This window comes from Pelatocladus sp. (assembly GCF_059505505.1).
On the sequence record NZ_JCACKS010000056.1, the window covers coordinates 1 to 13,034 of the forward strand.

At 43.6% G+C, this 13,034-nt stretch carries 8 protein-coding genes and 1 pseudogene; 5 read left to right on the plus strand and 4 right to left on the minus strand.

Going from position 1 to position 13,034, the window contains the following annotated elements:
• Positions 1–199: hypothetical protein (locus tag AC5JMK_RS05725; protein ID WP_495909620.1), on the minus strand; the 199-nt coding region annotated here is incomplete at its 3' end.
• 91 nt (positions 200–290) lie between these two features.
• Between AC5JMK_RS05725 and AC5JMK_RS05730 the strand changes: the two genes are divergently transcribed.
• The gene (locus tag AC5JMK_RS05730) at positions 291–1,421 is read left to right on the plus strand and encodes a quinone-dependent dihydroorotate dehydrogenase (RefSeq protein ID WP_495909616.1); all 1,131 of its coding nucleotides are present in this window, start codon (positions 291–293) and stop codon (positions 1,419–1,421) included.
• Positions 1,422–1,469: 48 nt separating this feature from the next.
• Here AC5JMK_RS05730 and AC5JMK_RS05735 read toward each other — a convergent pair whose 3' ends face one another.
• Positions 1,470–2,210: a hypothetical protein gene (locus AC5JMK_RS05735; protein ID WP_096677860.1), complete on the minus strand. Its 741-nt coding sequence runs from the start codon at positions 2,208–2,210 to the stop codon at positions 1,470–1,472.
• Positions 2,211–2,326: 116 nt separating this feature from the next.
• Entirely contained in the window at positions 2,327–3,004 is a 678-nt protein-coding gene (gene cobO, locus AC5JMK_RS05740) for a cob(I)yrinic acid a,c-diamide adenosyltransferase (protein ID WP_495909617.1), read from the minus strand.
• Between the two features lie 582 nt (positions 3,005–3,586).
• On the opposite strand from cobO, the pseudogene AC5JMK_RS05745 reads away from it, so the two are divergent.
• The 4 genes and pseudogenes from AC5JMK_RS05745 to AC5JMK_RS05760 all read left to right on the plus strand — a co-directional run.
• Positions 3,587–3,800 (plus strand): annotated as a pseudogene (locus tag AC5JMK_RS05745) (SulP family inorganic anion transporter); the annotation flags it as partial.
• A 322-nt stretch (positions 3,801–4,122) separates the two neighbouring features.
• Positions 4,123–5,232 carry a sodium-dependent bicarbonate transport family permease gene (locus AC5JMK_RS05750; protein WP_495909618.1) on the plus strand — a complete coding sequence of 370 codons (1,110 nt, stop codon included), beginning with the start codon at positions 4,123–4,125 and terminating at the stop codon, positions 5,230–5,232.
• An 86-nt stretch (positions 5,233–5,318) separates the two neighbouring features.
• A complete protein-coding gene (locus AC5JMK_RS05755; protein WP_096677856.1) occupies positions 5,319–5,651 on the plus strand; it encodes a P-II family nitrogen regulator in 333 nt (110 codons plus the stop codon).
• Between the two features lie 272 nt (positions 5,652–5,923).
• Positions 5,924–7,285: a cation:proton antiporter gene (locus tag AC5JMK_RS05760; RefSeq protein ID WP_495909619.1), complete on the plus strand. Its 1,362-nt coding sequence runs from the start codon at positions 5,924–5,926 to the stop codon at positions 7,283–7,285.
• A 147-nt stretch (positions 7,286–7,432) separates the two neighbouring features.
• Here AC5JMK_RS05760 and AC5JMK_RS05765 read toward each other — a convergent pair whose 3' ends face one another.
• Entirely contained in the window at positions 7,433–12,736 is a 5,304-nt protein-coding gene (locus tag AC5JMK_RS05765) for a translocation/assembly module TamB domain-containing protein (RefSeq protein WP_096677854.1), read from the minus strand.
• Positions 12,737–13,034: the final 298 nt, after the last annotated feature.

Genomic DNA, 13,034 nt, shown 5'->3' on the forward strand with positions numbered 1-13,034 from the left:
CTTCTATTGACGTTCTTTTACCACAAAATATACTATTTTGGAGATGTTTAATCAGGCTGTATGCAAACTGATCTTGTAGATAAGAAATTGTAGTTGCAATCAGACCATCAATATTATCTTCTTCCCTGAGACTTTGCAGAACTCGTCCCAAAGAAATGATTTGTTGTTCGGCGGCTGTAAATTTTTGTTGCTGCCTCATCTGATTACCGTTAAACATAGCTTGCTAATATATAAGATGCCCAGATCACAGTTGCAAACAACAACCAACCATACTTCAAATCAAGCAAAATTTGGATATTTATCAAGCTTTAATTCGTCCGTTCTTCTTCGATCTGCTCGATGCAGATCCAGAATGGCTGCACTATTCAACAATTCGCAGTCTTAGCTGGCTAGCAAACAATGGCGATCGCCCTCCTGCTAGTTTGATCGTCAAACGCTTACAAAATTCTTTGTCTGTTACTGATAAACGTCTCGAACAAACCCTGTTTAGGCTCAATTTCCCCAACCCCCTTGGCTTGGCTGCTGGATTTGACAAAGATGGCGTTGCTACTAGTATTTGGTCGAGTTTTGGTTTTGGTTTTGCAGAAATTGGAACTGTAACTTTTGTTGCTCAACCGGGTAATCCTCGTCCCCGCTTATTTCGCTTACCTTTAGATAAAGCTGCTCTCAATCGCATGGGCTTTAATAATAGTGGAGCTGCTGCTATGGCGGCGCGGTTAGCAAAATGTAAACAGCAATTCGCTCCAACCATACCTATAGGTATAAATTTGGGCAAATCTAAGATAACGCCATTAGAAGCAGCAGCCCAAGATTATCTCAATAGTTTTCGCCTACTCAAAGAATTGGGAGATTACTTTGTAGTGAATGTGTCTTCTCCCAATACACCAGGTTTGCGATCGCTCCAAGATGCAACGATGCTGAGTTCAATTTTGGCAGCATTACAAACAGAGAATGACGCACATAAGCCTATTTTTGTCAAGATAGCGCCGGATTTAGAGTGGGAAGCGATCGCTGACATTATCTCCCTAGCTCAAACTTATCAATTGGCAGGAATCATTGCTACTAACACCACTATTCGCCGTGATGGGCTTAAAACACAGGTGATTGCCAAAACAGGCAAATCACCACAAGCAGAAGCGGGTGGAATTAGTGGTGCGCCAGTGCGCGATCGCTCCACAGAGATCATTCGGTTTATTTGGCAGCAAACTCAAGGGAAAATACCGATCATCGGCGTCGGTGGTATTTTTACCTCAGAAGACGCCTGGGAGAAAATTACTGCTGGTGCTTGTCTGATCCAAGTTTATACAGGCTGGATTTATTCTGGCCCATTGATGATCCGTGGTATTCTCGAAGGACTGCTTGCTAAGTTAGAACAAACAAGATTAAATTCCATTTCCCAAGCAGTAGGTAGTGGTCAGTGAGCAGTTATCAGTAAGCAGTTATCAGTTATACTTTTCACCCTTCATTCTTTAGGTATTTTGTTCTTCCAAAGGGAAAAACTCCTTAGTTCTTGGTGAAAAACTCCAAGCTATACCATCTGGATCTTTGCTGCGACTCCATTCAGAAAAGTTTGGGTCATCTCTTCTTTTGTATACAGTACTAGAATACACGTTGAGACGCTTCGCTAGTTCCGATTGAATTAGAGAACCGAAAATTAATTGTTGTTCTAATGGTTGTTTAACTTCTTCTTGATGTGTCTGTGGTGGAGTTTCAGTTTCTGGTTCTACTTGCTGTGGTTGCGAAGGCGGTGGTGCCAGTAAAGATTCCATCATTTTATTATCCTTTGTATTCTTTGGATGAGGAAGTTCTTTTACTGGTTCGCTACTATCAAAGATGCTGCCGAGAGTACCAGCAGTAATAAAGTAATATACCTTACCACCCTCTTTAGAGTTAACAACACTGCCAGCAAATTCTGCTACCTTTGTATCCAGATAGCGTTTTGCCGTTTCTCCAGAAAAATTCCCCTTAATTGCTAAATCCATTGGGGTAATTTTGCCTTCATTTTCCCGAATTAACTGGTTAAACATCGGGTTCACTTCCAGACACCATTTTTGCCACTGATAGCGCTGCCAGATGCTGATAGCTAACCCCAGAAATATTAACGCCAGCCAAATTCGCCAGGTTGCGACCAGGAAAATTATTAAAAACGATATTGGCAAAAGCAGAACTAGGTATCCTTTGCCATAGTATTCTATTTTGTTTTCACTCATGCCCATTTTTGCCAAATGACTTTTAGGGAAATAATATTATCTTGGCAAAAATTGGGACAAAAGTTTGTAGTTTTTGTTTATTTGCCAAAAAATTTTCCAGGCAAATAGGATGCTCGCTAAAATTCAATTCCTGGTTGAGCTTTTACACCTTGGTCACGAAAGGGATGTTTTACCAATGTCATTTCTGTGACTAAATCAGCACGTTCTACCAACTCTAGAGGTGCGTTTCTGCCTGTAAGAATAACGTGATTATCGGCTGGTTTTTGTGCTAAACCCCACAAAATTTCTTCTAAACGCAAATATCCAAGTTTAATGGCAATATTGATTTCATCTAATAGCACTAGCTTAAATTCTGGGTTGCGGATGTATTCTAATCCTTTTTGCCAAGCGGCTTGTGCTTTTTCAAGATCGCGATCGCGGTCTTGGGTTTCCCAGGTAAAGCCTTCACCCATGGCGTGAAATTCTAATTGATCTGGCCAAAGGCTGAAAACCTTTTTTTCTGAGGGTTCCCAAGCACCTTTAATAAATTGGACGATCGCCACTTTGTATCCATGACCGAGCGATCGCAGTATCATTCCCAAGGCTGCGGTTGTTTTTCCTTTACCATTGCCAGTGTGAATTATTATTAAGCCTTTGTCTGGAATTGCTTTTTCTATGCGTTGGTCTTGCACCTGCTTGCGTCGCTGCATTTTTTGCCGATACTGTTCATCAGTCAGAGTTGAGGATGACGCTTCCTCAGTTAAGCGTTTAGCCTCTGTGTCTAGATTCAAGTCAGCAAAGTTGTCGGTATTCATCTATGCTTAAACTCGTTAAAAAGGGTTAAAACCTTAGCCAGTTGGTTAAAAACCAACTTTAGCTTGAAGCCCAAATTTTAATTTAGAGCTAGGTGCAAGATATCAGCTGACCAACGTTGAAGCAATTGTTATTTTCCGTCAGCGTTTATAATTTTGGGGAACCCTATTGTGATTTACTTAAGTAGGTAGGCACCGAAATTTTCCACTACAGTAACAAAACATTAACTTGGTAATCTAGAGTTGGGCTGCTGCCCCCGACCCCTGGCTTCGCGGTGTCAGTGATCTAAAAACCATAGAAGAATTTCTATACATACAAAAACTTTTTTCTTGATCACTTATATAAGTATTACTACCCGAAGTAGCGTACAGTTAAAAATATCCAAATGATTTAACTATTACGATTTAGTTTTTCAGAGCTTGAAGTCGCTCGGCAATCATTCTCGGCAGTCTGTTGTTGAGACTTTTCTGAGTGCGCGATCGCAGATGTTAGATTCCATTCTCCAGCCGACTTTTATCTATAACCCATCCTTTCTATGAAATGGGTCGGTTCTATTTCGTTAGATCAACCGTTCATTTACCTCAATGATAGCAATCACCAGTCTCATCCAGTTTAATAACGTTGGGGGCGATATCTTAGGTGGTGTCACGACTGCTGTTGTCTCATTACCCCTGGCTCTGGCCTTTGGGGGTGGGGGCCCTCGGTGGACTCTATGGGGCAGTTTGTGGCGGCTTTTTTGCCGCCCTGTTTGGCGGTATCCCAACTTTGATCTCTGAACCGACGGGGGCAATGACCGTAAGCCCTGTCTATAGGTTCTCGTGCAACACCTGTGTTGTAGCAGGGCTGTTTCATTCCCTAAAATGCTTGAAAATGCAAGGGTTCAGGATATCAAAAACGAGCTTGGCATTCAATTTTAGACATGAAGATAGTCAAAAATTTATGAATTTTGCCCTGAGATTTATCGCCAATGATATTGACAAAATACATTTAATTACGAATGAAACGGTCTTGCTGTGTTGTAAGGGTGAAGTGCCTTACTCTTACTCTCTTTAACTCTTTAGAGTTCACTTAGTTCATTTATTGCAATAATCCTGGTCAGAGGAGTCATAAGGAGGTATTCGTGGATTTTTTGTCCTTATTTTTCATGGACTTTGTTAAGCAGTTGCAGTCCCCAACACTCGCGTTTTTGATTGGTGGGATGATTATTGCTGCTCTTGGTAGCGAATTGGTAATTCCAGAGGCGATTTGTTCGATCATCGTCTTCATGCTGCTCACCAAAATCGGTCTAACCGGTGGAATTGCGATCCGCAATTCCAACCTGGGGGCTATGCTTTTTCCTATGCTCTTTGCTGTAATAACAGGGATTACGATCGTATTCATCGCGCGCTATACGTTAGCCAAGCTGCCAAAGGTCAAAGTCGTTGATGCGATCGCCACCGGGGGTTTGTTTGGTGCGGTGAGTGGCTCTACTATGGCTGCCGCCCTGACAGTACTGGAAGAACAAAAGATGGCATACGAGCCATGGGCTGGCGCACTCTATCCTTTCATGGATATCCCCGCCCTCGTAACTGCAATTGTTATCGCCAACATTTACCTCAACAAGAAGAAGCGTAAAGAAGCAGCCTACTCTACTGTGCAGACTGTTGCGGCTGGCGATTATCCCGATCAGCAAGATTATCCCAGCACCCGCCAGGAGTACCGCAGCCAGCAGAAGGGAGATGCGGATAATCGGGTCAAGATATGGCCGATCATCGAGGAAAGCCTCCGGGGTCCTGCCCTATCGGCAATGTTGCTCGGTCTCGCTCTTGGTATCTTTACCAGACCAGAAAGTGTCTATAAAGGTTTCTACGATCCCGCCTTTCGTGGCTTGCTTTCGATCTTGATGCTGGTCATGGGTATGGAAGCTTGGTCAAGAATTGGCGAACTGCGTAAGGTTGCCCAATGGTACGTCGTGTATAGTGTGGTGGCACCGTTTTTGCATGGTTTAATCGCCTTCGGTCTCGGCATGATTGCCCACGAATTGGTGGGATTCAGCATGGGCGGTGTCGTGGTTCTGGCTGTCATCGCTTCCTCTAGTTCCGACATCTCAGGACCACCCACATTGCGAGCCGGTATCCCGTCGGCTAATCCCTCCGCCTATATAGGCGCGTCTACAGCCGTCGGTACGCCAATTGCGATCGGCTTGTGTATACCTTTCTTCATCGGTCTGGCCCAGGCGATCGGCGGCTAACCCCAGACGGGTCACGGTCTGTCGGCTCTCCCTTGACCCGGTAGACCAATTAGATCAATATACATGTGTGTAAGGAGGTAACAAACATGAGCAAGAAAGCCAACAAGCTCGTCATCATCACAGAAAAGGTTCTGATGAAAAAGGTCGCCAAGATCATTGATGAATGCGGGGCGACGGGTTATACGGTTCTGGAAACTGGCGGTAAAGGCAGTCGCAACGTGCGCTCGTCGGGACAACCCAACGTTTCCGACACCGATTCAAATGTAAAGTTCGAGGTACTCACCGAAAATCGGGAGATGGCAGAGAAGATTGCGGATCACGTCGCAATCAAGTTTTTCAACGATTATGCGGGCATTATCTATATCTGTGAAGCAGAGGTACTCTACGGGAGAACTTTCTGTGGACCAGACGGCTGTTGAGTCGAAACGACGCGCCATAAAAGGAACAAGCGAGCCATTAGTGCGAGTTTCTGTGGTCAGACGGCTGTTGATCGAGACGAAGCAGACCCCAAAAGCCGAGGTCATGACCTCGGCTTTTGAGTAACCGTGTTTTGTGTCCGCAGGACGTTGACCCTGGCGCAGAAGTCCTTCCCCCCGCAGTTTTATAACTTCCTCAAACCCTTAACCTTCATTGCTTTAAACTCATGATTTTGTCCAACATTCTGCCTCCTTTTAGTGGGATGTCCGCTCTCATGGCTCCGATACCATTCCTGGCAACCGTTGTTGCTGAGGATTCACCCATTATTCTGTCTGGCGTATTGCTGACGCTGGTGGTGATTTATCTGGCCAGCAAGTTCGGCGCAGAGGTCGCTAGGCAATTGGATTTTCCGCCCGTCCTGGGGGAACTGGTCGCCGGTGTGATTGTCGGCGTTTCGGCCTTGCACCTGGTGATCTTTCCTGAAGGGGGGCTGTCTGCCTCTGACTCGGTGATTATGACAGCGCTGCAAGGATTGAATCAATTGGCACCGGATGCGCTGACCCGGATCTTTGAGTCGCAAAGTGAAGTGATTTCGGTTCTAGCTGAAATCGGCGTGATTATTTTGCTGTTTGAAATTGGACTGGAATCCGATCTGCGGCAACTTAAGGAAGTGGGAATTCAAGCCACGGTTGTCGCCTGTGTCGGAGTCGCGGTACCTTTTGCAGCAGGCACGGCAGGGTTAATGATGCTCTTTCATGTAGCAGCCATTCCAGCGATTTTTGCAGGGGCCGCGTTAACGGCAACGAGTATCGGCATTACCTCTAAAGTGTTGTCAGAGTTAGGTCAACTCAAATCCAAAGAAGGGCAAATCATTGTTGGCGCGGCGGTGATTGATGATGTCCTCGGCATTATTGTCCTGGCTGTAGTCGCCAGCTTAGCCAAAACCGGTGAGATTGATGTCGCCAATGTTATTTACTTGATTGTCAGTGCTACGGCATTCTTGATTGGATCAATTTTATTGGGGGGTGTCTTTAACAAAAGTTTTGTGGCGATCGTAGAGCAGCTCAAAACCCGTGGAAATATTGTGATTCCAGCATTCATCTTCGCTTTCTTTATGGCATTTTTAGGTAACGCCATTCATCTCGAAGCGATTTTGGGTGCCTTTGCGGCGGGTTTGGTGCTTGATGAAACCGATGCCCGGAACGAGTTAGATGAATTAATCAAACCAATCGCCGATTTACTGGTACCCATCTTTTTTGTGACGGTGGGAGCGCGTGCCGACCTCGGTGTTTTGAACCCTGCGGTACCGGAGAATCGGGCAGGACTATTGATTGCTGTCTTTTTGATGGGGGTGGCGATTATCGGCAAGCTGATCACAGGTTGGGCAGTGTTTGGACAACCCGGCATCAATCGAGTGGCGATCGGGGTTGGGATGATCCCGCGAGGAGAGGTGGGTCTAGTGTTTGCCGGTATCGGCTCTGCTAGCGGCATTTTGGATAAGCCGTTGGAGGTATCGATTATTATCATGGTAATTTTGACAACTTTCCTGGCTCCACCTTTTTTACGGGTTGCCTTTGGTTCATCCACGAATCCCATCCCAGAATCTACCACGGCTGTAGAAACAGCAAGTGAGTAACGGTTTTACTTGGGAAGCCCACACCGTACCTGATAGGGTCGGTGTTGGGTAGTTCACAACTAGTTGATATCATGAATTTAAACCTTATTTTCCAGATGGATAGAATGGTCTCGGAAATGTTTTATTTTCGGAGAGTGACAGAAGAGGTTAAAATCTTGTTTCAAATTGAATTTCCGCTCGACTTTCATCAGTTAAATTTGTCGAACCCCTTATGACTAGTTGATCGCTGAGTTCATAAAGCAAGTTGTAACGGAAGGATTCGTTGCCATAAAAAACTCGTGATACTGAAAAAGAAATATCGTCAGAGATACCAATTGCTGCTTCTGCTGCTAAACTCAGTACTGAACTTTCTCCGCTTGCAGTAGGCTGGATGGTGGGAAAAATCTGAAATTCTCTTAAACCGATCGCCTCAGCAATTTGACTAATTCTGCCTTGAAAGTTTGCAAATATCTCGGAGTTAGTTAGAGTCGCAATACCGATGCTGGTTGCATCAGCTTGACCAAAGACATTGATAAAAGAACCTCCTAATAAAGCAACAATTTCGTCTTCTGTCCGACTAGGCTCACTAGTTAGTTGTAAATTTTCAGATAATTTACTGGCTGGCCCTTGAACACTGGCTTCGATGCGAACGGTGTTAAAAGTACCCAAGGCGTTGGGAGAAGAATCATTGATCTCGCTCGATGTGGGTGTGGTAGTAGATCGACTACTGTTATATTGCGGAACTAATGTGACTAGTCGCACATCCAAAATCGGGTCTAATCCTTGTTTAGGGGTGAATGTGGCGGTTTGATCATAACCACGCGCTAGGGTAAATCGAGTCACAAATAAATTGACTTGACCTTGTTTAATATTTATCACTCCTTGAGGACGGGGATTAGCTAAAGTTCCGTTGAGGGTAATATCTCCCTTTGTGACAAAGCTGAATAGTGGTTCTTGAATGACGCGTACATCGTTATCGAGGATGACGCGGAAATCTGCAAATTCTATAGGTAAATTGATGGGTGTTGAACTGGAAGAAGGGGAAGAATTGGCTGTTTCTTGTGGCTGGCTTGGGGGAGTATTTGTAATTGTAAGATCTGGTTTTTCTAGAAATATCTCGTTATTTGTTACAGAATTTTTTGCGGGTGTTGCACCTGTGGTTTGAGAAGTCTCAGCATTTTGTTTTAAAGATATCTGACCATTTTGGAGTCGCACATTTCCACTCAATCGGGGAGTTTGTGCTGTGCCTCTAATTACCACATTTCCACTTACTCCCCCTGCATATAATTCTGATAGATTCAGGTTGAGGTTGTCTAAGACAACAGTCAGAGGATTAGTCTGTGCTGACTGTAGGGCGTTTTGAGTGGCAAAAATAGGTAAAATACCTGATGCTATTAGTTGTCCCCGACTATATTTTCCTTGGAGACCTTCAACATTGAAGCGATCGCCTGCAAATCTGATTGTTCCTGTGACATTTGTCAATGGTTGGGAGAGGTTTGGTGATTTCAAAGTTGCATTTCTCAGTGTGACAATACCAGTAGTGTTGGGCTGCTGCAACGTACCACTAATTTCAATATCTACATTTCCCTGACCTTCAACCCAATTGACTTGGTTGGTCAAGGCATTTAAGATTGCTAAACCTTCATTTTCTACGTAGGCATTAACGTTAATTTGGTCACTATCTGGTTTGATTGTGGCAAAAGGCAAGCTTAACGGAATGCTACCTACAATGTCTACTGGTTCTGTACCTGTTCCCGTGACTGAGATATTGCTGCCAAAATTTAAGCGAGCATTATTATAGTTAAAACTTACTTGTGCTGTCTGAATAGATTGCTGATTAACACTTCCATCCACCAGCGCTATTTCTCCAATAGCGGTAGGATTTTTCAAACTACCTGCTAGAGTCACAAGTCCATTAAAATTTCCTGTAACTTCTACAGGTAGATCTGGTATGAAAGGCTTAATGAGTGCTACTGGTAATGCTTCGATTCGCGCTTGTCCAGATAGTTGTTCTTGACTCAACTGTCCGCTAAAAGCAAGAAGTGACCCATCTAAATTTACCCGTAGAGGCTGTAACTTGACAACACCATCTGTCAAACTTCCGTTAGCAATAACTTCATTGATTTTGTAATCACCCCACACCCAATTAGAACCTGTCAAATTAAAACTAGTATTCAATCCTGATTGCAAAGTACCTGTAACTTGAATTTGTCCGTTAATTGGGCCGCTTAATTCTGCTAAGGTTGGTACTCGTGCCTGTTGCTGTTGCTGTTTTTGTTGTGCTACTAAAGCTGAAATTTTATTAAATAACTCTAATTGTGTTGGCAAAGATGCATTAGGTTGACCAACAGGGGTGGTAGTCAGTACTTCTGCACCAGCTAAATTTGGAGACTGCAAACCAGTGCCAATATCTGAAATATCATAGATATTCAGCGCTGATAAGATATTCTCGATTCTGGCTTGGTCAAAGCTGAGTTGAAAATTTAATGGCTGATTACCTGTTGTTGGGAGTTTACCACTAAGTAAGTAACGACCTGTACCTTGTCGCAATTCGCCTTCTGATAAACTGAAAACACCATCAGCAAAACCAATCTGACCACGAAATTCATCGGCGTTAAGTCTACCAATTTTAGGCTGAGTTATATTCACATTACCTGCAACGGTAGACTCGGATAAATTAATGACAAAGTTACCTGAAGCATTTCCAGCCACAGGGCCAAAATTTTTCGCACCGCTAGGAATAAAACCTTCTACTACAGATAAAGGAAAGTCTCGCAGATTAACTAAGAGATTGTCTCCTTGACTTCTACCAGTGGCAACAGTACCATCACGTCTGACTAAAAATGAAGTAGGACGATAGTTAGGGTCAAGGTTCAAGGCGATTTGATCTTGTCTACCTTGCAGTTGCAGTTGGGTTCCTTGTTCTGGTTGATAATTTACCTGACCAGTTAACACTGGATCAAATGCCAGTTGATTAACTTTAAAGTTCTCTAGTTGGATGTTACCAGAAGCAATGGGAGTGCTGGGAGTACCTTTGACTGTGCCATCGAAATCAAGTGTACCTGCGATCGCGACATTTTCAGGTAAATTCAAAGGCAGGGTTTGCAAGTTGTAGTTCTGTGCTAGTACATCCAAGTTGAAGTTTTGGATTTGTGGTGTGGTTGTGTCTTCAAATGCGATCGCCACCGTACCCGCAGCCCTCAAACCCGGTGCAGTTGCTTGTATAATGCGTAACTGCTCACCATTCCATTGAAATTGGGCAGTTAGTGGTTGTTGGAGTTGAGCTAAACCTTGAGACAGGCGCACTTGTCCATTAGCTTGAATGGCGGATGGCCCAAATGATGCTACACTCCCCGTTAAGCCGACTCGACCACTGAGTTGACCGCGTAAAGTTTCAGAAAAAGCATCAAGTTGAATTTGATCAGCATTGGCAACTACTTGCCAGCGACCATTATTGAGGCGAATATTATTTAGGTTTAATGTGCCTGATGCTACGTTTACACTTGCCTGTCCCGCAGCTTGAATATCGTCAAGATCGAAAGAGTTAGTTGTTCCCGATAGGCGTAAGTTAGCACTAGCGATTTGACCTTGGATATTTTCGGCAACACGACTCAGTGGAATTCGAGAAGCATTTGCTACTGCCTGCCAATTACCATTATTAAGCTGAATATTTCTGAGATTGACAGTACTTTCAGCTAAATTGAGTCTCGCCTGACCTGTGGCTTGAATATTAGCAAGCTCAAAAGAATCAGTAGTACCAGCTAAATTAAATTCACCGTTGACAACTCCCTCTCGATACTGGGGCGGCACTTGAGCAAAATTATCTAGCTGAATGTTATTGGCGTCAACTACACCTTGCCAGCGTTTTTGTACAAGCTGTCCTTTTGCTGTGATTGTACCTCCTGCTATTTTGGCAACCGCATCTTGTAGCCTAATGACTCCAGAGTTGTTACTGGCGATCGCAACTTCTAATCTCGCCGGATAGGTAGCAGCAGGTGCTTGTACCTGAGCTACTGCTTTGAGGTTACTAGGAATACCAGAAATTTGCGTATTTACCGCTACATTGCCAATTTTAATTTGGGGTGAGGCTTCGTAGGTTTTGGCGATCGCATCTCCTGGTAAATTTTGCCCTTGCAAGTTAAAAGCAACTCTATTTTGATTTCCTAGAGCAACTCGACCACTACCAGTAATTTTACCTCCAATATTGGGAATAACTTGAATGTCAGCAAGAACTAACTCATTGGGAGTTAGCCGTAAGTTAGTGCTGATTTGATTAAAAATGAGGCGGTCAATTTGAGCAGTTTTGACTGTACTAATATTTCCGGTGGCGATGGGTTTTTGTAAGGAACCTTGCACTTTGATATTTGCTTGCACTGTACCAGCTACAGGTACAGGCGATTTTGCATTTAAAGAATCTAAAACATTCTTGAGGTTAACTGGCTTCACCTGTGCTGTAAGGTTATACCCAGTTTGAGTATTGATTGTCCCTTGAGCTTGCACTGGTACACTGCCATACAGTGTAGTCAGATTTTCGAGAGCAATCTGTTGATTTTGGAAATTCAATTGACCTGTGGTGTTAGAAATTTTTGTGGGAATGTTCGCAACTTGTGCAGTAATTTGATTTAATCCCACGCTTCCAAACAGGGCGATTTCTGGCTGATTAGGTTGTAACTGAACTGTTAAGTCACCATCGACACGACCAGCTTGTATATCCACTGGCGTCTCCACTAACCTAGACAGATCAGATGCTAACAAATCAGCAGCATTAATCTTCAGGTTAATTTTTCCTGTACTGGGGCGTGTATTGCCAACAATTTGTAAATCGCCCCCATTGACGGGTGTAGTGTTGATTTTAAAAGTAATTAGTTGATTTCGTTCTAAGAAGCGAGCCGAGCCGTTGACTTGATTAAATCCTACAGCAGCTTTAGGTTTTTTCGCTTGAGAAAATGGTTGTAGAGTGATATCACCACCTTGAAGCTGAATTCTTTCTAATTCCGTTTGAATCAAACCAGCCTGTTCTTCAGGATTAGACTTAATTGTTGTCGTCACCCAGCGACCTTGTTGATCTTGTGCAATATAAATATCAGGCTGGACTAAAGTTACATTTAGCTTTAAAGTCCGGTTTTGGATTACTTGCCAAGGATCAAATTGTACTTGAACAGCCTTAATCTCAACATTATCTGGATCAGTGGAGGTTGCAGGAACTGATGATGAGCCAAACCGCAAGCTATTCCAAGAAAAATCTTCGACTTTTCCTATTTGCACAGGTCGTCCGAGTAATTGCTCAAGATTAGTTTCTACTAATGGTACTAATTTCTTGTTGATAAACATCCAAGCCCACCAAGCACCTCCTGCAATTCCAACTAGCAAAATCACACCAAGAGTTATACCAGTACGACTTAATAGCAGGAACCAGAAGCGTCTGTTGGAATTAGACGGAGGTTGATTATCTGGAGTAGGAGAGCCTGTCATTATTTATTTAAAAAATACTGCTGGGGATGACCTTAAAACATAAGTAGTACAAAAAGGCATAAAGTACAAGGAGCATAGGGCGTAAGTAATTATATTGGGGATCGGGGATTATAGGGATTGGGAATTAAGTTAGTCGCAAACCCATAATCCAAAACAGTCGCTCATGGGAAAATGTAACTCCTCCTACTCCTGTGTCAAGTTTAAATTGATAGATAAGAAAGTTCGTAGTAAGGACTTAAGTCCTTATTAGACCTCTTGCAAAAATATTTTTACCCCACCCTAACCCTAAGCGTAAACG